Genomic DNA, 24,654 nt, shown 5'->3' with positions numbered 1-24,654 from the left:
GGCCCTTTTCTTATCGCGCTGCCCTCAGTCTTGCCCACATAAGCCACAGCGCTGCGGCCAGGATCAGGGCTGTGCCCACCCACTCGCCGGCGCTGAGGCGTGGCGGGTCGACCCATCCGGCGCGGCTTGCGCCGAGCTCGATGACGATGACGAACACCGGCATCAGCATCAGCGCGATCAGGTAGGCCTGGGTGCCGACATGCCGCAGCGTGTAGAAGGTGAGCCACTGGCCGGGGCCACGGAACACCAGCCCGGTCACGATGCCCCAGGCCCATAGCAGCGGATTGCCGAAGGCATCGCCGCCGGCTGCCCACGGCGAGCGCATGAGGCCCACGGCGCCGGCCAGGCTCCACGCTACGATCAGCACCATCGATGTGATGATGAGCGTCTCGGCGGTGAACCGGCTGCGCTCGGCGACGCTGTCGCTGCGGTTGCGCGGATGCTTCTCGACGGCCAGCGCCGCCACCACGACGCCGATCTCCGACGCCAGCAGCCAGAGCGCGCCGTAGTAGGCCGTGTCCGGCACGAGGCAGAGGATCAGCACGCTCAGGCCCAGCGCCAGCAGGGCCAGCGCCGCGCGCTCGCTGTGCGGCGGCACGATGCGGTGCACGACCAGCGTCGCCAGCGCGCCCATCAGGACGTTGGCGGTCGACAGCAGCGTGCTCTGCGTCGCCATGAGCCAGCCCAGCGCTGCCGACGAGGCGCCCGTGACGCCGACCCGCACGATGCCGTAGCTCACCATCCAGGGCGTGAAGAGCCCGCGCCAGTCGCCCGGCGCCTTGCGGCCCAGCCAGAAGATGACGAGACCGCCGACCAGGAGCTGCACCAGCGTGTAGGCCCACGGGTCAAGACCGGCGCGCGAGATCACGAAGCGCGTGATGACAAGGTAGAGCGCCCACAGGACAGCCGTGGCGAGGGCGATCGTGAAGGCGCGCGGCATCGCGAGGGCGGCGGGTCGCCGTCAGGACCGGAAGCGCAGCAGCAGGTGGTTGATGCCGTTCAGCACGACATAGAGCTGCTCGAACTGCTGATGGAACTCGTCCCACACCGGCAGTCCGCCGCGCATGGCCATGGACGTGTAGATCTCGGCGATGCTCTTGCGGCCGTCGACCTGGGCCACGATCGCGCTCGCCAGCGGCGGCAGTTGCGCGCGCCATGGAAAGCCGTCGAGGTTGGCGACCAGCGGCGTGCCCGGCCGCAGGCCCTGCGCCAGGGCCTGGGCGTCCATCTCGCGCAGAACCGGGATGGCCGACGTGTCCTCCGGGCGTGCCACCGTATCGTAGCCCGCCTTGGTGGCGTAGAAGACATGGATGCGCAGGTTGTTGGCCAGCCGCTCCGCGAAGGTGGCGCGCTCCAGGAAGGGCAGGGCGGCGAGCTCGCGGCCGATCTGCGGATCGCTCATGTAGGTGGTCGGCTCGTAGCGCATCGGCTCCATGAACGCGACCAGCCGCAGGCCCGCCCGGCGGGTCATGTCGGCGATCTGGGGCACCGTGTAGGCCCTGTCCTGGCTGTGCAGCAGCAGGTCGTAGAGCGCCGCATCGTTGCCCGACAGGTGATCGTTGAGGAATGTGTTGCGGCGGAACAGGTTGGTGGGCGGCAAGAAACGGATCAGCCGCTTGGCCAAGGCCAGCCGCTCGGCCGGGGGGGTGCCGACCGGTGCCAGGGTCCGCAGCATGTCCTGCATGGGATAGACGCCGCTGCGGCCATATTCGCCGTACAGCATCATCCCGATTCCACCTTCCGGCGCCAAGGCGGCGGCCAGCGCATCGAGGCCGGCCTGGGGATCGGGCAGGTGATGCAGCACCCCCGTGCAGTCGATGTAGTCGAACGGCCCAAGTCCGAGCGACGGGAGGTCCAGCAGCGAGCCGGTCATGAACCTCACGTTGCGCAGGGCGCGCGCCTGGGCCCGCGCCTCGGCGATGGCGCGCGATGCCTCCGAGATGTCGAGGTAGATGATCTCGGCCGGGCATCTGAGATCCTGGAGCTGCTGCGCCAGCATGATGCAGGCATCGCCCGTGCCACCGCCGGCGATCAGCGCCCGGAACGGCTGCCGATAGTCGCGTCGCCCGGCATAGAGATAATGGTTGATCTCCAGCACGTGGCTGGGGGTGCCTACCACCAGCCGGCGGGCCTCGTCGGCCGGGTCGCGCGGCGGGTACGGCATCGCCTCGTACTGGGCGCGCACCGTTGCGTCGGCCTTCACCGGCGGGGGCGCTGCATTGGCAGGCGGCGCTCCGATGGTGACGTCATTACTCATGATGTGGATCGGCTCGACGAACGTCCAGTGCCTGTCGCGCGCGCCGCGGACGTGCTAAGCGCGCAAGCAAATCTACAACATCTTGTGCCTCAATCTGGCGAGTGATGAAAGGCTATTTCGGCATCGGCGTGGAAGGCGTCAGCAAGGCGATGAACGTGGGAACCCTGTTCCGCACGGCCCACGCCTTCGGGGCCAGCTTCGTCTTCACGATCAATGCCCAATACCGGCGTCGGGACGGCGGCCATGCCGACACGTCCGATACGCCAGGTGCCGTCCCGACCTATCATTTCGCCAGCGTCGAGGAGTTCTGCCTGCCCCAGGGGTGCCGCCTGGTCGGGATCGAGATCACGGATGACGCGATCGAGCTGCCCAGCTTCCGTCATCCGCGGCAGGTCGCCTACGTGCTGGGTGCCGAGCGCGAGGGATTGTCACGATCGGCGCAGTCGTTGTGCGATTTCGTCGTCAGAATTCCAACCCGGTTCTCGGTCAATCTGGGCGTAGCTGCCGCCATCATCATGTATGACCGCCTGATCAGCCTGGGACGCTTCGCTGATCGCCCGGTGGCCGCAGGCGGGCCCGAGGCGCCGCTGCCGCCACCGGTTTTCGGTGAGCCCGTCTGGAAGCGACGGCAGCGCCGCAAGATGCGCGCTGCCGGCGAGAGTGGTTTGTGAAACTGCACCCTTGAGCTATGATTCCGCTATGAAATTTCGAGATTCCTTGATGTTGGCGTTGCTCCTGCCGTCGCTGCTGGCTGGGTCCGCTGCCTGGGGCCAGGCGCCCGCGGCGGCGCCAGCCGAATCGCCGGACCTGCCGCGCAAGCTGGAGGACTACGGCGACTGGCGCGCGCTGGCGGCCGGCGGTGACGATGATCGCACCTGCTATGTGACCCAGAAGGTGATACCGGCGCCGCCCGAGGGCCGTGCCAAGGATCGGCCGCTGCTTTATGTCACCCATCGGCCCGGCAAGAACGCGCTCAACGTTGTTTCCTATTTTGCCGGCTACGCCGTGAAGCCTGACAGCGACGTCGAGCTGGATTTCGGTTTCGCCAAGTTCCGGCTCTTCGCCCAGGAAGGAAGCAACGGCGCCTGGTCGCCCAATCCCGAGGTCGACGGGCGGATCGTCGAGTCCATGCGGGCCGGCGCGACGGTGACGGTGCGCGGCATCGACGAGGCCGGCCGTGACATGGCCGATACGTTTTCCCTGCAGGGCTTCACCGCCGCGTTCTGGCGCGCCACCCAGGAATGCCGGATCCGGTAGAGCCGGCGTCGCCGCGATGTCCGTGTCCTTCCCGCAGTGTCCTTATGGACCGCGTCGATCGATATCCCGCCGACCTTGAAGGCAAGCGCATCGCTGGTCGAGGTTGCGGATGTTCGGCCGGAGGCCTATCTGTCCCGCCATGTCCGCCCTTTCCGCCGAGCCTGTGTCGATTCTGGAGCCGCTGCGCCGCAACGATCTGCGGCCCAACCTGATCGGCTTGAGCCGGGCTGAGCTGAAGGCGCTGCTGGCCGAGCATGGCCTGGAACCGTTCCGGGCCGGCCAGATCTGGCACTGGGTCTATTGGCACGGCGTGCGCCAATTTGCCGCCATGAGCACCATCGCCCGCGCCACGCGCGAACGGCTGGAGGAGCTGTTCGTGATCGAGCGGCCGCAGATCGCGGTCGAGCAGCGGTCGGTCGACGGCACCCGCAAATGGCTGCTGCGGCTGGCCGACGGCAACGAGGTCGAGTGCGTCAACATCCCGGAGGCGGACCGTGGCTCGGTCTGCGTGTCGAGCCAGGTCGGCTGCACGCTGACCTGCAGCTTCTGCCACACCGGCACCCAGCCCCTGGTGCGCAACCTGACCCCGGCGGAGATCGTCGGCCAGTTCATGGTGGCGCGCGACAGCTATGGCGAATGGCCGACGCCGATCGAGACCACGCGCATGCTCAGCAACATCGTCATGATGGGCATGGGCGAGCCGCTCTACAATCTCGACAACGTGGCCAAGGCGCTGCGGATCGTGATGGACGACCAAGGCATCGCGCTCAGCAAGCGGCGCATCACGCTGTCGACGTCGGGCATCGTGCCCCTGATCCCCAGGGTCGGTTCCGAGCTCGACGTGAACCTGGCTGTGTCGCTGCACGCCGTCACCGACGATGTGCGTGACGTGCTGGTGCCGGTGAACAAGAAGTGGCCGATCGCCACGCTGCTCGAGGTCTGCGCTGCCTATCCCGGCGCCAAGAACAGCCGCCGCATCACCTTCGAGTACGTGATGCTCAAGGGAGTCAACGACAGCGATGCCGATGCCCGCGAGCTGGTGCGGCTGCTGAAGCCGATCCATGCCAAGGTGAACCTGATCCCGTTCAATCCCTGGCCCGGGGCGCCTTACGAGTGCAGCTCCAACAACCGCATCCATCGCTTCGCGGAGATCGTCAACGCCGGCGGCCTCTCGGCGCCGGTGCGCACGCCGCGCGGCCGCGACATCCTGGCGGCCTGCGGCCAGCTCAAGAGCGAGAGCACGCGTGACCGGCGCACGCGGGTGCGCGACGTCGAGGCGCGGGCCGGACTCTAGCGAACGCGGCCGCTGCGAGCGGCGCGCTTCGTCCAAAGGTCGTGAGGAGGAGGCGGACCGGGCATCCGCCTCTTCCTCTGTTCGCTAGGCTGCGCCGGCCGGCACCTGGTCCAGGAAGCCGGTGACCTGCTGCAGGCGGCCGCTGTCGACCACGGCGAAATCGGTGCCCTTGACCAGCGCGTCGCCGCCCTCGGGCGCCAGCGCCCACGAGAAGCGCACGCGGTCCTGATAGGCATCGACCTTGCCGGCCAGGCTGAAGCGGTGGCCGGGGAACTTTTCCTGCACCGCGGCGATCATCGCGTCGATGCCGGCATGGCCGTCGCTCTTCATCATCGGGTCGAGATAGCTTGCACCTTCCGTCCAGGTCCGCGCGATCAGCGCGCGGCGGCGTGTGGTATCGGTCTCGTTCCAGATGGCGATGTATCGGTCGACCAGGTCGCTGAAGTCGCTCATGTCAGGCTCCATCGGTTGGGGCACCGCCGCCGTGGCCGTCGGCCGTGCGTGGCGCCTGACCGCAACATCGGCAACCGGCGGCGCCCTCTCAATTCTCTTGCCGGTAATCGGACCGCATCTGCGTCTTGATGATCTCGCACGTAATCGCTTTCGTGCGTCGAAGCGGTCATGCTCGTGGCGCCGCTTGAGGGAGCCCCGATGATGACCACCACCGAGACCGTCGCCCATCGCGTCTGTCCCGTTTGCGAAGCCTGCTGCGGGCTGGAGCTGCGGATCGCGGACGGCAAGGTCACGTCGATCCGCGGACACGACGGCGACGTGTTCAGCCGCGGTTACATCTGCCCCAAGGGGGTGGCGCTAAAGGACCTGCACGAGGATCCCGACCGTCTGCGCACGCCGCTCGTCAAGCGCGATGGGCGTTTCGTCGCCGTGAGTTGGCAGGAGGCGTTCGCCGAGATCGATCGCCGCCTGCCGCCGATCCTGGAGAAGCACGGCCGCAATTCGACCGCGCTGGTGATCGGCAATCCAACCGTGCACCAGGTCGGGCTGATGCTCTATTTCCCCCGCCTGGCCAAGGCGCTGGGCTCGCGCAACATCTACAGCGCCTCGACGCTGGACCAGATGCCCAAGCAGCTGTCGTCAGGGCTGATGTTCGGCCACTGGCTGTCGATTCCGGTGCCGGATATCGAGCGATGCGACTTCCTGCTGATCCTGGGGGCCAATCCGGTCGTGTCGAACGGCAGCCTGTGGACGGTGCCGGACTTCCGCGGCAAGGCCAAGGCGCTGCGCGAGCGCGGCGGCCGCATCGTGGTGGTCGATCCGCGCCGCACCGAGACCGCTGCCATGGCCGACCAGCACTTGTTCATCCGGCCCGGCGGCGACGTCTTCCTGCTGCTGGGGCTGGTGCATACGCTCTTCGACGAGAAGCTGGTGCGGCTCGGCCGGCTGGCGGCGCATGTCGCCGGATTGGATGACGTGGCTGTGGCGGTCGCCGGCTTCGCGCCCGAGCGTGTGGCGGCGCGCTGCGGCATCGATGCCGCGGCGATCCGTGACCTCGCGCGCCGGCTCGCCGCGACCGAACGTGCCGCGGTCTATGGTCGCCTCGGCACCTGCACGCAGTCCTATGGCACGCTGGTCAGCTGGCTGATCGATGTGCTGAATGTCCTCACCGGTCATCTCGACGAGCCGGGTGGCGCCATGTTCCCCAAGGCGCCGGCCTTCGCCGCCAACACCACCGGCAAGCCGGGCAGCGGCCGCGGCATCGCCACGGGGCGCTGGGCCAGCCGCGTTGCCGGCGCGCCGGAAGTGTTCGGCGAGCTGCCGATCACATGTCTCGCGGAGGAGATCGAAACCGGCGGCGACGATCAGGTCCGGGCCTTGATCTCGGTCGCCGGCAATCCGGTCCTGTCGGCGCCCAACGGCGCGCGGCTTGCCGCTGCGCTCGACCGGCTCGAGCTCATGGTCAGCTTCGACATCTATCTCAACGAGACGACGCAGCACGCCGACGTCATCCTGCCCGGGGCCTCGCCGCTGGAGGAGATGCATTACGACATCGCCTTCCCGCAGCTGTCGTATCGTAACCAGGCGCGCTTCAGCGCGCCGGTCTTCGCGCGGCCCGACGGCCAGCTTGCCGAATGGCAGAGCGTGCTGCGCCTGACCGCCATCCTCCAGGGCAAGGGTGCCGATGCCGATATCGGCCAGCTCGATGACGAGCTGGTGGCCGACGATGTTCGCCGCATGGCCGGCCCGCAGGCAGAGATGGTGCTGCGCGCCGTCGCGCACCTGAAGGGGCCGGAGCGGCAGATCGACCTCGCGCTGCGCGGCGGGCCCTACGGGGACCTGTTCGGCCTGAAGCCCGAGGGGATCAACCTGGCCAAGCTCAAGGCGGCGCCCGGAGGCATCGACCTCGGACCCCTGGCGCCGCGCCTGCCGGAGCTGCTGCGCACGCCCTCGGGCAAGATCGAGCTGGCGCCGGGCATGCTGCTGCTCGACCTCCAGCGGCCCGCGGCCGACCTGGCGCGACCGGTGCCCGAGCTGGTGATCATCGGCCGCCGGCAGGTGCGCTCCAACAACAGCTGGATGCACAACCTGCCCATCCTGGCCAAGGGACCCTACCGCTGCACGGCGCTGGTCCATCCGCAGGATGCCAGGCGTTTGGGATTGCGCGCCGGCCAGCCGGCGCGCATCACGAGCGCCAACCGCGCGATCGAGGTGCAGGTCGAGGTCAGCGAGGAGATGATGCCGGGCGTCGTCAGCCTGCCGCATGGCTGGGGCCATGACCGGCCCGGCGCGCGGCTGACGCTGGCGGCCCAGCGCCCGGGCGCCAATCTCAACGCGCTGCTCGACGACAGCCAGCGCGATCCGCTCTCCGGCAACGCGGTGCTGAGCGGCGTGCCGGTGCAGATGATGCCGATAACGTAGCTTTCAGCGGCTCGGATGGCCTCGACAGCGTATTCCGACCATACTAGGATGTACACATCTGAACACAGATGATGTGCGCTCCCATGTCGGATACAACGACGGTCACGGCCCGCCTGCCGAAGGCGCTTGATGTAGAGCTCAAGAAGATCGGCAAGCGTTACCGGCGCAGCCGGTCGTTCCTGATCGCCGAGGCTATCAGTGGCTTCGTTGACATGGAAAAGTTGCGGCAGGCGGCGCTGGAAGAAGGTCGCGTCGCTATTCGGCGCGGCGCCTATGCCGAGCATGATGAGGCCGAAGCATGGGCTCGATCACTCGGGTCAGCCGAGCCGAGACCACGCCCTGATCGCAAGAGAAACCGCGCCGCATGAGGGTGATATGGTCGAGTCCGGCGCTCGACGATATCGAGGCAGCACACCGGTATGTATCCCGCGACAACCCGGTCGCCGCGAAGCGCTTGGTCGAGAGGATTTTCAAGGCCGCTGCCCGGCTCAAGGATCTTTCCGAAATGGGGCGCACCGGTCGAAATCAGGGAACGCGCGAGCTGGTTGTCACCAGGACACCGTATGTCATCATGTATGAGTTCGGTGACGAGCGCGTCGAGGCGCTGCGTGTGATGCACGGCGCACGGCGCTGGCCGGTTGACTAATCGGCGACGTCCTTGCTGAAGACCATCACCCGCGAGAGGAAAGCCAGCTCGGTCGTCACCGTCGTCAAGCCGTGCGCCGCGAACAGGGCGTCGGGGTCCGATGTGACCCAGTCGGTGAAATACGGCTCGTGGAAGTAGTATGGAAAGAGGTCGAACAACCCTTTCCAGGCCGGCAGGTCGGCTTCGAGCGCTGAATCGACGATGATGGCCTGGCCGTCGGGCTTCAGCACGCGGGCGATCTCGGCCACGACGGTGCTGCGCACCTTCTTCGGCAGCTCGTGGAACAGGAACGACGACGTCACGATATCGACGCTGGCGTCGGCGAAAGGCAACGCCTCGGCGGCGCCCTCGACCCATTTCAGCCGGCCGGAGGCGCCGATGGTGCGCCGGGCGTGGTCCAGGTACGGCCGGCTGAGATCGAGTCCGGCGATGCGCAGCCCGGGGAAGGCGTGGTGGATGAACCCGGGCAGCCGGCCGGTGCCCGTCCCGACATCGAGCAGGCGCGCGGCGCGCTGGTCGCGGCCATCGAGGAAGGTGGCGATCGGCTTGAGGGTGCGGCGGCGCATCACGTCGGCGGCACCGGTGAACAGGGTCTCGACCTGGGTGTCATAGACCTCGGCCGACTCACCGGTCAGCCAGCCACCGCTCTGGTAGTGGAAGTTCTGTCGATAGTAGCGGGGCAGGTGGTCATGCGCCGGATCATGGTTCGGCTCGTCGTTGACGCCGGCGTGACGACGCTGGTCGACCTGCCGCAGATCGCGGAAATAGGCGGCGCTGCGGCGCAGCCATGCCACGGGGTCAGGGTCCAGCACGGGGGGCCGCGGGACAAGGCCGGCAGCGATATCGCGCCATTCGCGCTCGAACAGCTGCCGCATGTCGCGCAGCAGCGCCTGCCGGTCGGGAAAGGGGCCCACCGGAAAGTCGGGCCTGGGCATCGGCTTGAGCTGGCGCCTTCCGGCGGCGTAGTGCGCCAGGAACCAGCCGACTCGCGCCGTCTGGCCGGCGGCATACGTGACCCGGTCGAGCAGGGTGGCCATCGCGCCTCCGATGCAAAGCCTCCTTTCTATATAGCGTCGATGGCGCCTGACCGCGATGAGGCTCCGGGCCGCAGCCGACCGTCACGCCATCGGCGGCAGGTGCCGCAGCTTGTCGGGGTTGCGCACGATGTAGACGCCGGCGACGCGGCCATCGACGATGTCAAGCGAGAAGGTGTGGCGCGGCGTGCCGTGCACATAGCCAACCAGGCCTGGCATGCCGTTGATGCGGACAGGCCGGAGCTGAAGATCGGCTGGCTGCTTGCGCATGATACCGAGGATGAAGCGCATGACGCGGTCGGCGCCGACGATGACGTTGAGCGCCGACCGCACCTTGCCGCCGCCATCGGTCCAGGCCTCGGCGTTGAAGGCCAGCAGGTCCATCAGCGCTGCGCGGTCATGGGCGACGCAAGCCTGCAGGAAGCGCCCGGCCAGGCCGTCGGCTGCGGCGCGGTCGGGCGCGAAGCGCGGCCGCGCCTCCTTCAGGTGCTGCCGCGCCCGCGACACCAGCTGCCGGCAGGCGGCTTCGCTCTTGTCGAGCGCGCGGGCGATCTCGGTGTAATCGTGCTCGAACGCCTCGTGCAGCAGCCAGGCAGCGCGTTCCGACGGGCTGAGGCGCTCCAGCACGACCAGGAAGGCCAGCGACAGCGTGTCGTCGAGCGCCGGCGAGTCCTGGGTCTCGACGATCATCGGCTCGGGCAGCCACGGCCCGATATAGGCGGCCCGTTCCGTGCGGACACGACGCAAGCGGTCGATGCAGATGCGGGTGCAGGCCGAGACCAGCCATGCTTGCGGCGTGCGCACGGTGCTGCGGTCGGTCCGGTGCCAGCGCAGGTAGGTGTCCTGCACAGCATCCTCGGCATCACCGAGCGTGCCCAGCATGCGGTAAGCCAGTGCCCGCAGGCGCGGCCGTTCGGCCTCGAATGTGGCGGCCGATTCGTCAGCAGCGGCGAGATCAGGCATCGGCGACCTCCATTGCCGCCGGCAGGCCGAGCATCGCCGCCGTAAGGGCGATGCCCATACCGGCCACGAAATGCGCATCGTACGGCCCCGTCACCACGACGACAGGCATATGGGCATACCACAGCAGACCCGCCGCCAGCATGGCAGGTGCATTGAGCCCGGGCAGGGCTGGCAGGAGGCAGGGCGCGACCCGGCGCCCAGGCGGGGGCGGCATGGGCGGCGCGGCGGGCCGGTCGATCGTGGTCACGGCAGGTCTCCAGATCCTCTGACCGCCAGACGATTCAGGCCGGCCACCTGTGACATCGCCACGGCGGCCGGCCCGGGCCGTCGCAAGGTGTTGATTTCATGTCAGATTTCGCCGCTTGCCCCGATCGGGCCGCCGCCTATACTCCGCCCGCTTCGCCGGCCGGGCCAAAGCGGTCCGGAACCTGCATCATCCGGCACCTGCTGCCGCCCGAGAGGTCATGACCGTGTCTGTCCAGTACGCCGGCCCCCACAAGCGGGGCGACATCAAGAAAGTCGTGCTTGCCTATTCCGGTGGCCTGGACACCTCCGTGATCCTGAAGTGGCTGCAGACGACCTATGGCTGCGAGGTGGTGACCTTCACCGCCGACCTCGGCCAGGGCGAGGAGCTGGCGCCGGCGCGCAAGAAGGCCGAGCTGCTGGGCATCAAGCCCGAGAACATCTTCATCGATGACGTGCGCGAGGAGTTCGTGCGCGACTTCGTCTTCCCGATGTTCCGCGCCAACGCCCTCTACGAAGGCCAGTACCTGCTCGGCACGTCGATCGCGCGGCCGTTGATCGCCAAGCGCCAGATCGAGATCGCGCGAGACGTTGGCGCTGACGCGGTCTGCCATGGCGCCACCGGCAAGGGCAATGACCAGGTGCGCTTCGAGCTGGCGTACTACGCGCTGAAGCCGGACATCAAGGTGATCGCGCCGTGGCGCGAATGGGAGCTGACCAGCCGCACCAAGCTGCTGGAGTTCGCCGAGAAGCACCAGATCCCGATCGCCAAGGACAAGCGCGGCGAGGCACCGTTCTCGGTCGACGCCAACCTGCTGCACTCCTCGTCCGAGGGCAAGATCCTCGAGGATCCCTGGCAGGAAGCCGACGAGATGGTCTACCAGCGCACCATCTCGCCCGAGGCGGCGCCGGACAAGGCCACGTACATCACGATCGATTTCGAGAAGGGCGACGCCGTCGCCATCGACGGCGTCCGGCTGTCGCCGGCGGCGCTGCTGACCAGGCTCAACGAGCTGGGCAAGGCCAACGGCATCGGCCGGCTGGACCTGGTCGAGAACCGCTTCGTGGGCATGAAGAGCCGCGGCATCTACGAGACGCCGGGTGGCACCATCCTGCATGCGGCGCATCGCGGCATCGAGAGCATCACGCTGGATCGCGGGGCGGCGCACCTCAAGGACGAGCTGATGCCGCGCTATGCCGAGCTGATCTACTACGGCTTCTGGTACTCGCCCGAGCGCGAGATGCTGCAGGCGCTGATCGATCGCAGCCAGGAGAACGTCACCGGCACGGTGCGGCTGAAGCTCTACAAGGGCCATGCGGTCGTGGTCGGCCGCAAGTCGCCCCAGTCGCTGTACAGCATGCAGCACGTCACCTTCGAGGAGGACCAGGGCGCCTATGACCAGCGCGACGCCGAGGGCTTCATCAAGCTCAACGCGTTGCGCCTGCGGCTGCGCGCCGTGGGCCAGGGCGGCCCCAAGACCTGAGCGGCGCAGAGGTTCGCTCCGTGCCGTTCGACCAGCGCGACCAGCCGCCGCCACGGGGCGAGCCGGCGATCAACCTGCCGCCGATGACGCTCGGCCTGATCGTCGTCCTGCTCGTCATCCACCTGCTGCGCCAGACCCTGTCGGTCGAGACCGACGAGTCGCTGATCCTCGCCTTCTCGGTCGTGCCGGCCCGCTATTTCGGCGACGCGCCGGCCGACGGGCTGTCGCTGCTGCTGGCGCCGCTGGCGCACATGTTCCTGCATGCTGACTGGGCCCATGTCGGCCTCAACGCCGCGACGCTGGCCGCCTTCGGCGCGCCGGTGGAGCGGTTCCTGGGCAGCGCGCGCTACCTGGCCTTCTACCTGATCACCGGCCTGGCCGGCGCGGCGCTGCATGCCGCGATCTATCCCGACTCGATCGATCCGATGCTGGGCGCGTCGGGCGCCATCAGCGGCCTGTTCGGCGGGCTGCTGCTGCTCATGCGCGAGCGCGGCCGCATGAACGCGCTGATTCCCTTCGCCATCCTGTGGGTCGTCCTGCAGGTCGGGCTGGGCTTCTTCGGCTCGACAGCCGGCGGCGATCGGATCGCCTGGGCCGGCCATGTCGGCGGCTTCGTCGCCGGCCTGCTGCTGATCCGTCCCCTGGCCGGCTGGCGGTGGTGACTTCACGCCAGGCGCGGCACCACCTTGTCGGCCAGCATCATGAACGTGTCGTGGCTGAGCGGGGCGCACATCAGGTAGTTCAGGCCGATCTCGGCCTGTAGCGCCTGGATGCGGTCGACGACCGACTCGGGCGTGCCGTGGATCACCACCTCCTTGAGGTAGAACTCCACCGGGTCGAGGCCGCCGTAGCGGCGCTCGACGTGCATGGTCTTGGCCTTCTGGTGCTGTGGCCCGGCATAGGCGTCGACCAGCCAGGCGGCGCCGCGGCGGGCGATATCGGCGGCCTTCTCGCGCGTGTCGGCCAGCGCGATCAGCCGGGCCATGGGAATGTCGCGGTCACCCAACGTGAAGCCGGCCGCGCCGAGCTGCTCGGCATAGCGGCGGCGCTTGCGTCCCAGGTCGTCGATCGAGGAATGCGGATCCATCAGGATCGACAGGCCGCGGCCGGCGGCCCAATCGATCGCCGGGTCGGAGGTCGCCGCCACCCAGGTCGGCGGATGCGGCTGCTGCAACGGTTTGGGCAGCAGCTCGACATTGTCGAACCGGAAATAGTCGCCTGCGAAGCTGAAGCTGTCTTCGGTCCAGGCCCGCAGCACGATCTCGACGGCTTCCCGGAAGCGTGCCGCGCTCTCTTCCGGCGGGACACCGAAGGCGTTGAACTCGGTGGTCGAGAAGCCACGGCCGGCGCCCCAGTTCACGCGTCCGCCGCTCAGCACGTCGAGCAGCGCCACTTCTTCGGCCAGCCGCAGCGGGTGGTATAGCGCCGCCAGCGACACGGCCGTGCCGATGCGCAGGCGCTTGGTGCGCGCCGCCGCCAGCGTGCCCATCATGTGCACCGATGGGCAGACGCTGAAGGTGCTGAAGTGATGCTCGGCCAGCCACACGGCATCGAAGCCGGTGCGGTCCATGATCTCGATGCGCTCGAGCGCCCGCTTGTACACGGTCGGCAGCGCCACCCGCCGTTCCGGCCAGCTGAAGAACTGCAGGACCCCGATTTTCATGGAAAGCGCTCCTCCATCCCCTCTCCGCCCACGAAGTGGGGGGAGAGGGTGGGGCCCATCGCGAAGCGATGGGAGGGTGAGGTGGGCGCTCGTATCGAACCCGGTCTTTCCAACGAAGACCACGTGGTCCCGCAACCCACCTCACCCTCCCATGCCTTCGGCATGGGCCCCTCCCTCTCCCCCCGCTGCGCGGGTGGAGAGGGGAGTTCACGTCGAATAGTCCGCGAAGCGGGCCGTGTCGGCGCGGGCACGGTAGTCGGTCTTGACGTTGACCACGGCCACCATGCCTGAATCGACCTTCTTCTGCGCGCGCTCCAGCGCCGGCCGGATCTGGTCGGGCTGCTCGACATATTCGCCGTGGCAGCCCAGCGCCTCGGCCATCTTGTCGTAGCGGGTGTAGCCCAGGTCGCGGCCGGGCTTGTCGCGGTTCGGGTCGGCGGTCCAGCCGCCGTTGAGGCTGATCACCACCAGCACCGGGATGCGGTGGCGCACAGCGGTGTCCAGCTCCATGGCGTTCAGCCCGAACGAGCCGTCGCCGTGCACGACGATCACCTGCTTGTCGGGCTTGGCGACCTTGGCGCCCAGCCCGAACGGCAGGCCGACGCCCATGGTGCCGAACGGCCCCGAGTTCAGGCGATGGCCCGGCGCGAAGGTCGGCATCGACTGGCGCCCGAAATTGAGGATCTCCTGGCCGTCGACGACCAGGATCGCGTCGCGCTGCATGAAGTTCTTGATCTCGTCGCACAGGCGCAGGGGATGGATCGGCGCCTCGTCCATCGGCTTATTGGCGCCGGGCGCGCCGCGCTTGGCGGCTTCGCCGTCGGCCAGCTTCTTGCGCCACGGCGCGAAGCGCTCGGCGTCGATGCGCTTGTCGATATCGCCCAGGAGCTGCTGCAGCACCATCTTGCAGTCGCCGACGATGCCGATATGCACCTTGCGCGGCGACGAGGCGATCTCGTCGGCGTCGATGTCGATGCGGGCGATCGTGGCGTTGGCGGCGAAGCGCGGCGGCGCGGCATGACCGATGATGTAGTTCATGCGCGTGCCGATCACGATGATCAGGTCGGCCTCGCGGAAGGCCGCCGACCGCATGGTGAGGAACGACAGCTTGTGGTCGTCGGGCAGCACGCCGCGGCCCTGCGGCGTGGTGTAGAACGGGATGCCGGCCTTCTCGACCAGCTGGCGCAACTCGTCCCAGGCCCGCGACCAGATCACGCCGCTGCCCGACAGGATGATCGGCTGCTTGGCGGTGGCGATCGCCTCGGCCAGCCGCGCCACCTGGCCGGGCTCGCCCATCGGCCGCGCGTTGAGCAGCGGCCGGCCGCTGAGGCTCCAGTCGACCTGCTCCTCGGGGATCTTGCCGTAGAGGATGTCGCCCGGGAAATCGAGGTAGACCGGGCCCGGCTTGCCGCCCATCGCCTTCTGGAAGGCGATGTTCACCTGCTCGGGGATGCGCTTGAGGTTGTGCACGCGGTCGGCCCACTTGGTGCACGGCTTCATCAGCGCCACCTGGTCGATCTCCTGGAACACCTGGCGGCCGAACTGGCCGATCGGGGCGGAGCCGCCGATCGCCACCACCGGCGCGCAGTCGATCAGCGCGTTGGCGATGCCGGTGGTCAGGTTGATGACGCCGGGGCCGCTGGCCGCCATGCACACGCTGGGCTTCTGCAGCAGGCGGCTGTAGGCCTGCCCCATCAGCGCCGCCGCCTGCTCGTGGCGCACGTCGATCGGCCGGATGCCTTCCTTGATGCACGAAGCCTCGGCCAGAAGCATCGGCCCGCCCATGAGGAAGAACAGGTCCTCGGTGCCTTCGTTCCTCAGCGCCTTGGCCAGGATCTCCGATCCGGTCAGCTCGGCCATGTCCGGGTCTCCTCGTCTGGTTAGATCACGCCGTCCCGGCGCAGCCCCTTCACATCGTCGGCGCTCAGGCCCAGCCAGGCGCCCAGCACGTCACCGGTGTGCTCGCCCAGCAGCGGCGCCGGCTTCACCGGCGGCGGCGCGCCGTCATGGCGCACCGGCCAGGCCGGCATCTTGAACGGGCCGCACGCGGGGTGCTGGATCGTCTGCATGATGCCGCGCTTCTCGAAGCTGGGGTCGTTCTGCAGCTCCCCGGTATCGAGCACGGCGCCGGCCGGGATGCCGGCGGCGCCCAGGATGCGCATGGCTTCGTTCTTGTCGCGTTGCCGGGTCCACGCCGAGATCATCTCGTCGATCTGTGGCTCGTGTTCCGTGCGCGCCAGGCCGGTCTCGTATTGCGGGTTGCCGATCAGATCCTCACGGCCGATCACCTGCAGCAGGCGGTGCCAGTGCGCCGGGTTGGCGCGGCTGGTGTAGATGTAGACGTAGTCGTTGGGGCCGCCCGGCTTGCAGGGATAGATGCCGCAGGGCGGATTGCCGCCCGATGCCAGCTTGGCGCCGGCCCGCTCGGCGGGGCGGCCGGACGTGGCCTGCGCGGCGAAGCAGACGCGGATGTAATGCAGCATCGCGTCCTGCATCGCGATCTCCAGGCGCTCGCCCTGGCCGGTGCCCTTGCGGCGGTACAGCGCGCCCAGCACGCTGATGGCCAGCAGCATGCCCGTGCCCGTGTCGCCCAGCGTCGCGCCCGGCTTGACCGGCGGCCCGTCGCGCTCGCCGCTGACGCTCATGATGCCGCCGCAGGCCTGCGCGATCATGTCGAAGGCGAGATTGTCCTCGAACGGGCTGCCGGTGCCGAAGCCCTTCACCTGGGCGTAGATGATGCCGGGATTGACCTTGCGGATGGCGTCGTAGCCCAGCCCCAGCCGCTCGATGGCGCCTGGGGCGAAATTCTCGACGAAGACATCGGCCTTGCGCGCCAGGTCGTTGACCAGCGCGATGCCGCGTGGGCTCTTGAGGTTGAGCGTGATCGATTTCTTGTTGGCGTTGAACAGCAGGAAGTACCAGGAATCCTGGCCCGGGCCGCTGCGGAACGACGTGCGGCCGGGATCGCCGCCCTTCGGGTTCTCGACCTTGACGACCTCGGCGCCGAGCCAGGCCAGGGCCTCGGTGCAGGATGGGCCGGCCTCGAACTGCGTGAGATCCAAAATCCGCACGCCGGCCAGGCAGCCGGTCGTGGCGCTGCGCGCATCAACCATGGGCCGTTCCTCCGTGCGAGGCGCTTGGTGGCCTCTGTCACGGCGCGAGCGTGGCATCGCCGCGCACGCGGCGGCAACCTGTGATTCCGCCTTGCTCGTTCGCAGGGATTGCAGGGCGGAAGGCCGGGTGTTTCGTCAGATGTGTGCCGATTCGCTGGCCAGCGCCGCATGCACGCGCGGCCATTCCGCGGCGATGCTCGCCACCAGGTCGCGGCAATCCTCGCGCCGGCCGGCACGGGCCTCCTGCTCCAGCGCCGCTGCGAGATCGCCCAGCGCCGTGGCGCCGCCGGTGCGCGCCGCGCCCTTCAGCTTGTGCGCCGTCTCGGCGACCGATGCGAGGTCTTCCGCCGACCACTGGGCGTCGATATCGGCGACCAGCCGCGCGGCGCTGTCGCGGAAGCGCGCGGTCATGCGGGCGATCATCACCGGGTTGTCACCGAACAGCCTGCCCAGGGCGGAGCGGTCGATGATCTCCGGCGCGTCATCCGCCGGCGCCGGTGGTGCGCCCCTCATCCAGCGATCCAGCGCCGCGCGCAGCCGCTCGAGCGTGAGCGGCTTGGTGAGATAGTCGTCCATGCCTGCCGCCAGGCACCGCTCGGCCTCGCCCTTGAGCGCGTTGGCGGTCAACGCCACGATCGGCGTGCGTATGCTCTCGCGGCGTCCGGCTTCCTCGGTGCGGATCTGCCGGGTCAGCTCGAAGCCGTCCATGTCGGGCATATGGATGTCGGTCAGCACCAGGGCGTAGTCCCCGCTGCGCCACTGCGTCAGCGCCTCGATGCCGTTGCGCGCCAGGTCGACGCCGACGCCGAGGATGTCGAGCTGGCCCGCCAGCACCTCGAGGTTGACGTCGTAGTCGTCGACCGCCAGCACCCGGCCGACAAGACGGCCGGGTGAAGCGCCCGAGTCCGCATCGGCCGACGGCTCGGCGGCCCGGGAGCGATCCGCGGGCCTGCTGACGTCGGCATCGACCACAAGCGTGGCCGTGAAGGTCGAGCCGTGGCCCGCGACGCTGCTCACTGTCACATCGCCTCCCATCAGTTGTGCCAGCCGGCGCACGATCGAAAGGCCCAGCCCTGTGCCGCCGAAACGGCGTGTGGTGGAGCTGTCGGCCTGGGCGAAAGGCTGGAACAGGCGCGCCACCTGGGCGGCATCCATGCCGATGCCGCTGTCCGTCACCGACAGCGCGAGCGTGACCGGCATGCCGTTGCCGCCATCCGTGCGCGCCGTGACGCGCACGCCGCCGATCTCGGTGAACTTGATGGCATTGCCGATCAGGTTGTACAGGATCTGGCGTACGCGGGTGGGATCGCCGATCAGCCCGTCGCGGCTGCCGGGCTCGATGGCGGAGGTGAGGCTGAGGCCCTTGCGCTGGGCCTGCACGCGCAGCGTGTCGCCGGTGCCCTCGACCAGGGCGCGCAGGCCGAACGGCGTATGCTCCAGCTCCATGCGCCCGGCCTCGATCTTGGAGAAGTCGAGCACGTCGTCGATGATGCGCAGCAGCGCCGTGGCCGAGGTGCGCACCGTGCCCACCAGCCGGCGCTGCCGTTCGCTGAGCGCTTCCCGTTCCAGGAGCTCGGCCGAGCCCAGCACGCCGTTCATCGGCGTTCGGATCTCGTGGCTCATGGTGGCGAGGAAGGTCGACTTCGCCTGGTTGGCCGCCTCGGCCTCGTCGCGGGCATGCTGCGCTTCCAGCTCACTCTGCTTCAGCGCCGTGACGTCGCGCTGCACCATCAGGGTCTCGCCGGTGGCCAGCGGCTTGATCTGGTACTCGATGAAGCGGCCATTGCGCAGCTGGCGCAGCTCGCGGGCACCGCCGGGTGCGTTGAACGCCCGCAGCCGGGCCTCGATGGCGGCCTCGACCTGCTCCGGTGTCATCTCGCCCCAGTCGCCGCGCGCGGCCTGGAAGAGGAACGTGTCGCGCAGCGTCGGCTGGTTGACGATGATCTCGCGCGTCAGGTCGTGGAAGGTGAGGATCGACTCGTTGACGAAGATCCATTTGCCGTCCTGGTCGTACAGGGCGACGCCGTCGGTCATGTTCTTGACGACGGCGTCGACCATCCCGCGGGTGCGCAGGGCATCGGCACGTGCCGCCTCGGCCGCGTCGCGTGCCTGCTCGGCCGTCCCCTTGGCCCGGGCCAGCTCGACCTCGCGGGCCTTGAGCGCCGTGATGTCGCTGACGGCCAGCACGACATTGCCCAAGGGCGTGCGCGACGCCGCGTAGCGCACCCAGCGCCCATCCTGCAGGGCGCCCTCGAACGGCCGCTTCGGATCCGACAGCTCGCGATGCCACCATGCGACCCAGCGGTCGCCGGTCTCGCCTTCGCTGACGCCCGGCGCCACGCCGCGGCGAACGGCTTCCCGCAGCACGTCGGCCAGGGGCGTCCCGGCCTCGCGCACGTTCTCCACGCCCGGCAGCACGGAAGCGAAAGCGTCGTTGACGACCACCATGCGCAACGCCGGATCGAGCACCGCCACGCCGACGGGCAGGGCGGCAATGGCGTCGCCGATCTCGGCGCGCGCGCGCTCCGCCTGGGCGCGCGTGGTGGCCAGCTCGGCCTCGCGCTGCCTGGCGTGGGTCAGGTCGGTGACCAGCGTCACGATGGCGCCGTCGCGTGTGGCGTGCTTCGACACCCGCACCCAGCCGCCGGCGGCGGTCGCCATCTCGCGGTCGCTGTCGCCGCCGCGGTGCAGAGCCAGCATCTGCTCGAACCATGCGGCATCGCGTGCCGGCATCCCGGGCCGGGGCGGCGGCAGGGCGCGCAGCAGGTCGGCATAGGTCATGCCCGGCCGCACGGCGTCGCGCGGCAGCGCCGCCAGGGCCGGGTAGGCGTCGTTGCACGTCACCAGCCGGTCGTCGGCATCGTAGAGCGCGAAGCCCGACGGCAGGGCGCGGATCGCGTCGTCGAGCTGGCGCTGCGCCTTCTCGGCCGCCTCGCGCGCCGCCTCGGCCTCGTTGCGGGCCGCCGTCAGGCTTTCCGCCAGCAGCTCGTAGTTGAAATCGCGGATGATGACGCGCCGTTGCGCGGCCTCGAGGCGGCGCGTGAAGACCGGCAGGGTGAGGATGATCAGCAGGATGCCGCATACCGCGTTGACGTCGCCGACGAAGCTGCGATGGATCACCACGAAGGGCAGCAGCGGCAGCACCAGGGCCAGCATCAGCGACTGGCTCGCCGGCGGGTGGTGCGAGCGGCTTGGAATGTCGGCGATCAGGAACAGCATCGCCATGAGGCTCCAGACGATCTGGGCGCCCTGGTTGCCGAAATGGATGGCGGCGATGCCGACCAGGCTCCAGGCGATGCCGACACTGGCGTTGTACAGCGTGAAGATCCGCCCGAACCGCCAGGCCGCTGTCTCGTCCTTGATCGCCAGGCCCATCACGATCAGTCTGTCCAGCCAGACGGCCACCGTCAGGCGGACCGCGATCAGGCCGGCCGTGACCCAGATCGGCACCGTCGATGCCAGATAGACCACGCCCAGCGCCCACATCACGATGGGGGCATAGCGATAGGGCGCCATCTTGGCGGCGATCCGGCGCTTGAGCTCGATCGTGACGCGCGGATCGTCCGGCGCCAGCGGCTGGGGGGGTGATATGGGGGTCGCGTCGGGCGGAACGGCGCCGTGCATGCTTGATATCCTCGAACGGCCCATCCTGCCGGGGGTGGGTTTCACCAGCGTATCGGCGCGCAGCCGAATTGTTGCGTGTGTTTCGCGGGCACCGCGCCGGACCTCTTTTCCACGGGTGTGCGGCCTTTCCTTGATCGGCGCGCCAGCCCTGCGGCAGGATGCGGACCCGGGGGAACAACATGACAGCACGCGGCAAGGATACCCGCCCACATATCATCGTCGTCGAGGACGAGGCTTTTCAGCGCGAGACGCTGGTCGAGTACCTTGATGCCAACGGCTATCGTGCCTCAGGCGTCGAAGCCGGTGCCGCGCTGCGAAAGCTGGTCGAGAAGGACCCGCCGGCGCTGGTGCTGCTCGACCTGCGGCTGCCGGGCGGCGAGGACGGTTTCGCGCTGGCGCGCTGGCTGCGGGAGCGCAGCGCCAAGGTCGGCATCGTCATGGTGACCGCCAGCGGCGATACGGTCGACCGGGTGGTCGGGCTGGAGACGGGAGCCGACGACTACATCGCCAAGCCGTTCGAGCCGCGCGAGCTTCTGGCGCGCGTGAAGGCGGTGCTGCGGCGGGCGGGCGGCGCCTCGGCCGCGACCGGCTCGCCGCGGGTGCGGATCGGCCGCTGCCTGCTCGACCTGGAGACGCGAACCCTCAAGGCATTGTCGGGCGAGGACATCCCGCTACGCGCCGGCGAGTTCGAGCTGCTGAAGCTGCTGGCGCAGAACCCGAACCGGGCCCTGACACGCGACTGGCTGCTGGAAACCGTCAGCCACCGCGAGATGGATGTATTCGACCGCGCCATCGACATCCGCATCCTGCGGCTGCGCCGCAAGGTCGAGATCGACCCGGCGCGGCCGACCTCGATCCGGACCGTGCGTGGCGCCGGCTACATGTTCGTGCCGCCCGACGACTGAGCTGCCCGCAGGCGGTGGGCGGCGGCGACCATGTTGACGAGCGCCGGCCGCACCTCCTCCCAGCGGCGGGTCTTCAGCCCGCAATCGGGATTCACCCAGATCTGCCCGGCCGACAGGCGCTCCTGGGCCCTGTCGAGCAGAGCGGCCATCTCGTCGACCCCGGGCAGGCGCGGCGAGTGGATGTCGTAGACGCCGGGCCCGATCTCGTTGGGATAGCGATAGCTCGTGAAAGCCTCGAGCAGCTCCATCTTCGAACGCGACGTTTCGATGGAGATGACGTCGGCATCCATCGCCCCGATCGAGTCGATGATGTCGTTGAACTCCGAGTAGCACATGTGCGTGTGGATCTGCGTGGCATCGCCCACGATGGACGCTGCGAGGCGGAAGCACGCCACGGCACTGTCGAGATAAGCCTTCCAGTGCGCCCGGCGCAGCGGCAAACCCTCGCGCAACGCCGGCTCGTCGATCTGGATGACCCGGATGCCGGCCTGCTCCAGGTCGGCGACCTCGTCGCGCAGCGCCAGCGCGATCTGCCGGCAGACCTGGTCGCGTGGCAGGTCGTCGCGCACGAACGACCATTGCAGCATCGTGACCGGCCCCGTCAGCATGCCCTTGACCGGCCTGCGAGTCAGCGACTGGGCGTAGCAGGTCCAGGCGACGGTCATCGGCGCCGGCCGGAACACGTCGCCGAAGATCACCGGTGGCCGTACGCAGCGCGAGCCGTAGCTCTGCACCCAGCCATGCCTGGTGCAGGCATAGCCTGCCAGCCGCTCGCCGAAATACTGCACCATGTCGTTGCGCTCGAATTCACCATGGACCAGGACATCGATGCCGATCTCTTCCTGCCAGCGCACCGCGGCCTCTGTCTCCTGGTGCAGAAACGTGTCGTAGGCGGCATCGCTCATCGTGCCCTTCTGATGCGCCGCGCGCGCCTTGCGCACCGTATCGGTCTGCGGGAAGGAGCCGATCGTCGTCGTCGGGAAGTGCGGCAGGCCCAGCTGGGCCTGCTGCCGGCGGCGGCGTTCGGGATATGGCGAGTGGCGATGCGCCATGTCGGGCGTTGCCTGCGCCAGTCGTGCCGCGGCCGTCCTGTTGTGGATCCTGGGCGAGGCGCGTCGTGCCGCGGCGGCGCGGCCCGATGCCTCCAGGACCTCCCGCACGGCGCCGCGACCCTCGGACAGCGCGCGGCCGATGATGCGCAGCTCATCCATCTTCTGGACCGCGAAGGCGAGCCAGGACTTGAGCTCAGGGTCAAGCGTCGTCTCGAGCTCCAGGTCGACCGGGACATGCAGCAGCGAGCAGGATGGCGCGACGATGACGCGGTCGATGCCGCGCTGGTCCACGATCGGCGCGATCCGGTCGAGGATCGCGGCCAGATCGGCGCGCCAGACGTTGCGGCCATCGATCACGCCCAGGGACAGCACGAGATCCGCCGGCGCCTGGGCGATTGCGCGGTCCAGGTCCTGCGCGCCGCGCACGAGGTCGAGGTGCAGGCCGCTCACCGGCAGGCGCAGCGCCGTATCGAGGTTGCCGTTCAGTCCGCCGAAATAGCTGGTGCACAGGATCCGCAGCGGCGGCGCGGCGCGCGACAACACGTCGTAGGCGCAGCGCAATGCCGCGCGCGTGGCATCGTCGAGATCGAGCGCCAGGCATGGCTCGTCGATCTGGACCCAGTCGGCGCCGCTGGCGGCGAGTAGCCGCAGGACTTCGCTGTAGACCGGCAGCAGGCCGGGCAGCAGCGCGAGTGGATCGAGGCTCGCATCGGCGCTCTTGCCCAGCTTCAGGAACGTCACCGGGCCGATCAGCACCGGGCGCGTGTGGAAGCCGAGCGACTGCGCTTCGCGGAATTCGTCGATCGACTTGGTCGAGGCCAGGGTGAACGCCTGGCCCTTCGAGAACTCGGGCACCATGTAGTGGTAGTTGGTGTCGAACCACTTGGTCATCTCGAGCGCCGCGGCGCCGGCGTGTCCATGTCCACAGGCATCGGCGCTCGCGACCGCGCGGCCGCGGGCCAGGGCGAAATAGGTGTCGAGCGACACGTTGCCGCCGGCCCAGCCGTAGGCAGCCGGGATGGCGCCGACCATGGCGCTGGTGTCGAGCACGTGATCGTACAACGAGAAATCATTGCTCGGGATGTGTGTGATGCCGAGCGCATGCTGGCGTGCCCAGCTTGCGGCCCGCAGGCCCGAAGCGGCATCCAGCAGCGCGGTGGCGCTGGTGCTGCCCGCCCAATAGCTTTCCAGCGCCGCTTTCAGCTCGCGGCGCGGGCCGATGCGCGGCACCCCGAGGGTGCTGACAGGAACGGAAGATGAGGACATCGCTTACCCCTGTTGCGGCGGTGCTTTTATGTCGGCGTGCGTTGCGGCATGCCCAGCGGCACGACCGTCTGGACAATGGACGCATCCAGCGCCTCGTAATCGTGCAGCCCCACCAGCGCATAGAGCTCGGCGCGCGTCTGCATCGCCTCCAGCATCGCCTGCGTACCGCCGTCGCGCCGGATCGCGGCGTAGAGCTTTTCCTGCGCCTTGTTGGCGACGCGCAGCGACGACACCGGCCAGATCACCATGCGGTAGCCCATGGCCTCGAACTCGCCGGCCGTGAAGAAAGGAGTCTTGCCGAACTCGGTCATGTTGGCCAGCAGCGGCACGCCGGGCAGCGCCTGCGCAAACGCCCGGAACATCTCGGCGTTGGTCAGCGCTTCGGGGAAGATCGCGTCGGCGCCAGCCTCGACGTAGAGGCGGGCGCGCGCAATCGCGCCATCCATGCCTTCGCTGGCGACGGCGTCGGTGCGCGCGATGACATGGAGGTGGCGTCGTGCCTTGACCGTGGCGGCGATCTTGGCGGCCATGTCGCGGGCATCGGCCAGCCGCTTGTCGTTGAGGTGCCCGCACTTCTTGGGCAGCAGCTGGTCCTCGATATGGACCGCCGCGGCGCCCGCGTCCTCGAAGCTGCGCACCATGTGCATGGCGTTGAGGGCTTCGCCGTAGCCGGTGTCACCGTCGACCAACAAGGGCAGGCCGCTGGCCCGCACCACCTGCCGGATGAAGAGGCAGACCTCCTCGATGGTGATGATCCCCAGGTCGGGCAGGCCCATCGAGGCGGTCATCGCCGCGCCTGACAGGTACGCGGCCTCGAAGCCGGCAGCTCTCGCCTGCAGCGCCGCCATGCCGTTGTGGGTACCCGGAATCTGGACGATGCCCGGCCGGCCCAGCAGCGCCCGGAAACGCGCGCCCGCGGGTGCATCGGGCAGGTCGGTGGCAACGAGATACGGCATTTGGTGCTCCCTGGTTCTGTTGT

21 protein-coding genes are annotated in these 24,654 nt (G+C 68.8%); 9 read left to right on the top strand and 12 right to left on the bottom strand.

What is annotated here, in order from left to right; translation table 11 throughout:
- Positions 1 to 10 precede the first annotated feature (10 nt).
- Together FHP25_RS02560 and FHP25_RS02555 are read right to left on the bottom strand one after the other, a co-directional pair.
- Positions 11 to 940 (bottom strand): hypothetical protein, encoded by a 930-nt coding sequence (locus FHP25_RS02560; RefSeq protein ID WP_147845321.1) that lies wholly within the window; start codon positions 938 to 940, stop codon positions 11 to 13.
- A gap of 21 nt (positions 941 to 961) precedes the next feature.
- On the bottom strand, positions 962 to 2,257 hold the full coding sequence (locus tag FHP25_RS02555) for a class I SAM-dependent methyltransferase (protein WP_147845320.1): 1,296 nt from the start codon (positions 2,255 to 2,257) through the stop codon (positions 962 to 964).
- Between the two features lie 104 nt (positions 2,258 to 2,361).
- On the opposite strand from FHP25_RS02555, the gene FHP25_RS02550 reads away from it, so the two are divergent.
- The 3 genes from FHP25_RS02550 (at position 2,362) to rlmN (ending at position 4,808) form a co-directional block, all read left to right on the top strand.
- Complete coding sequence (locus FHP25_RS02550; protein ID WP_147845319.1) at positions 2,362 to 2,928, top strand: RNA methyltransferase; 567 nt, start codon at positions 2,362 to 2,364, stop codon at positions 2,926 to 2,928.
- Between the two features lie 49 nt (positions 2,929 to 2,977).
- Positions 2,978 to 3,514 (top strand): invasion associated locus B family protein, encoded by a 537-nt coding sequence (locus FHP25_RS02545; protein ID WP_147845318.1) that lies wholly within the window; start codon positions 2,978 to 2,980, stop codon positions 3,512 to 3,514.
- A gap of 139 nt (positions 3,515 to 3,653) precedes the next feature.
- Complete coding sequence (gene rlmN, locus FHP25_RS02540; RefSeq protein WP_231712184.1) at positions 3,654 to 4,808, top strand: 23S rRNA (adenine(2503)-C(2))-methyltransferase RlmN; 1,155 nt, start codon at positions 3,654 to 3,656, stop codon at positions 4,806 to 4,808.
- Positions 4,809 to 4,892: 84 nt separating this feature from the next.
- Here the strand turns inward: rlmN and FHP25_RS02535 are convergent, their stop codons facing one another.
- Positions 4,893 to 5,261, bottom strand: a complete 369-nt coding sequence (locus FHP25_RS02535) for a nuclear transport factor 2 family protein (protein WP_147845316.1) — start codon at positions 5,259 to 5,261, stop codon at positions 4,893 to 4,895.
- 198 nt (positions 5,262 to 5,459) lie between these two features.
- Between FHP25_RS02535 and FHP25_RS02530 the strand changes: the two genes are divergently transcribed.
- From FHP25_RS02530 to FHP25_RS02520, 3 genes are all read left to right on the top strand, one after another.
- Entirely contained in the window at positions 5,460 to 7,682 is a 2,223-nt protein-coding gene (locus tag FHP25_RS02530; protein ID WP_147845315.1) for a molybdopterin oxidoreductase family protein, read from the top strand.
- An 83-nt stretch (positions 7,683 to 7,765) separates the two neighbouring features.
- Positions 7,766 to 8,050: a CopG family ribbon-helix-helix protein gene (locus tag FHP25_RS02525; RefSeq protein WP_147845314.1), complete on the top strand. Its 285-nt coding sequence runs from the start codon at positions 7,766 to 7,768 to the stop codon at positions 8,048 to 8,050.
- On the top strand, positions 8,047 to 8,328 hold the full coding sequence (locus FHP25_RS02520) for a type II toxin-antitoxin system RelE/ParE family toxin (protein ID WP_147845313.1): 282 nt from the start codon (positions 8,047 to 8,049) through the stop codon (positions 8,326 to 8,328). The genes FHP25_RS02525 and FHP25_RS02520 overlap by 4 nt, the downstream gene beginning before the upstream one ends.
- Here FHP25_RS02520 and FHP25_RS02515 read toward each other — a convergent pair.
- The 3 genes from FHP25_RS02515 to FHP25_RS02505 form a co-directional block, all read right to left on the bottom strand.
- On the bottom strand, positions 8,325 to 9,365 hold the full coding sequence (locus FHP25_RS02515; protein WP_147845312.1) for a class I SAM-dependent methyltransferase: 1,041 nt from the start codon (positions 9,363 to 9,365) through the stop codon (positions 8,325 to 8,327). The genes FHP25_RS02520 and FHP25_RS02515 overlap by 4 nt on opposite strands.
- Positions 9,366 to 9,446: 81 nt before the next feature.
- Complete coding sequence (locus FHP25_RS02510; protein WP_147845311.1) at positions 9,447 to 10,325, bottom strand: RNA polymerase sigma-70 factor; 879 nt, start codon at positions 10,323 to 10,325, stop codon at positions 9,447 to 9,449.
- Entirely contained in the window at positions 10,318 to 10,572 is a 255-nt protein-coding gene (locus FHP25_RS02505; RefSeq protein ID WP_147845310.1) for a hypothetical protein, read from the bottom strand. The genes FHP25_RS02510 and FHP25_RS02505 overlap by 8 nt, the downstream gene beginning before the upstream one ends.
- 217 nt (positions 10,573 to 10,789) lie before the next feature.
- Between FHP25_RS02505 and FHP25_RS02500 the strand changes: the two genes are divergently transcribed.
- A complete protein-coding gene (locus FHP25_RS02500) occupies positions 10,790 to 12,052 on the top strand; it encodes an argininosuccinate synthase (RefSeq protein WP_147845309.1) in 1,263 nt (420 codons plus the stop codon).
- 20 nt (positions 12,053 to 12,072) lie between these two features.
- Positions 12,073 to 12,714 (top strand): rhomboid family intramembrane serine protease, encoded by a 642-nt coding sequence (locus tag FHP25_RS02495; protein ID WP_147845308.1) that lies wholly within the window; start codon positions 12,073 to 12,075, stop codon positions 12,712 to 12,714.
- Positions 12,715 to 12,716: 2 nt separating this feature from the next.
- Here FHP25_RS02495 and FHP25_RS02490 read toward each other — a convergent pair whose 3' ends face one another.
- The 4 genes from FHP25_RS02490 to FHP25_RS02475 all read right to left on the bottom strand — a co-directional run bounded on the left by FHP25_RS02490 (position 12,717) and on the right by FHP25_RS02475 (position 20,452).
- Positions 12,717 to 13,715: an LLM class flavin-dependent oxidoreductase gene (locus FHP25_RS02490; RefSeq protein ID WP_147845307.1), complete on the bottom strand. Its 999-nt coding sequence runs from the start codon at positions 13,713 to 13,715 to the stop codon at positions 12,717 to 12,719.
- Positions 13,716 to 13,922: 207 nt separating this feature from the next.
- Positions 13,923 to 15,575: a thiamine pyrophosphate-binding protein gene (locus tag FHP25_RS02485; protein WP_147845306.1), complete on the bottom strand. Its 1,653-nt coding sequence runs from the start codon at positions 15,573 to 15,575 to the stop codon at positions 13,923 to 13,925.
- Between the two features lie 20 nt (positions 15,576 to 15,595).
- Positions 15,596 to 16,828 carry a CaiB/BaiF CoA transferase family protein gene (locus FHP25_RS02480; RefSeq protein ID WP_178133225.1) on the bottom strand — a complete coding sequence of 411 codons (1,233 nt, stop codon included), beginning with the start codon at positions 16,826 to 16,828 and terminating at the stop codon, positions 15,596 to 15,598.
- A gap of 135 nt (positions 16,829 to 16,963) precedes the next feature.
- Entirely contained in the window at positions 16,964 to 20,452 is a 3,489-nt protein-coding gene (locus tag FHP25_RS02475) for a PAS-domain containing protein (protein WP_178133224.1), read from the bottom strand.
- Between the two features lie 179 nt (positions 20,453 to 20,631).
- On the opposite strand from FHP25_RS02475, the gene FHP25_RS02470 reads away from it, so the two are divergent.
- Positions 20,632 to 21,357, top strand: coding sequence for a response regulator (locus tag FHP25_RS02470; RefSeq protein WP_147845303.1), 726 nt, complete (start codon positions 20,632 to 20,634; stop codon positions 21,355 to 21,357).
- On the opposite strand, the gene metE is transcribed toward FHP25_RS02470, so the two are convergent.
- A complete protein-coding gene (gene metE / locus FHP25_RS02465; protein WP_147845302.1) occupies positions 21,330 to 23,675 on the bottom strand; it encodes a 5-methyltetrahydropteroyltriglutamate--homocysteine S-methyltransferase in 2,346 nt (781 codons plus the stop codon). The two genes, FHP25_RS02470 and metE, sit on opposite strands and share 28 nt — an antisense overlap.
- Before the next feature lie 26 nt (positions 23,676 to 23,701).
- Positions 23,702 to 24,631 carry a methylisocitrate lyase gene (prpB, locus tag FHP25_RS02460; RefSeq protein WP_147845301.1) on the bottom strand — a complete coding sequence of 310 codons (930 nt, stop codon included), beginning with the start codon at positions 24,629 to 24,631 and terminating at the stop codon, positions 23,702 to 23,704.
- Positions 24,632 to 24,654 lie beyond the last annotated feature (23 nt).

Source organism: Vineibacter terrae (assembly GCF_008039615.1).
GTDB classification, from domain to species: Bacteria; Pseudomonadota; Alphaproteobacteria; order Reyranellales; family Reyranellaceae; genus Vineibacter; species Vineibacter terrae.
This window is presented reverse-complemented; position numbering and strand designations above follow the sequence as displayed.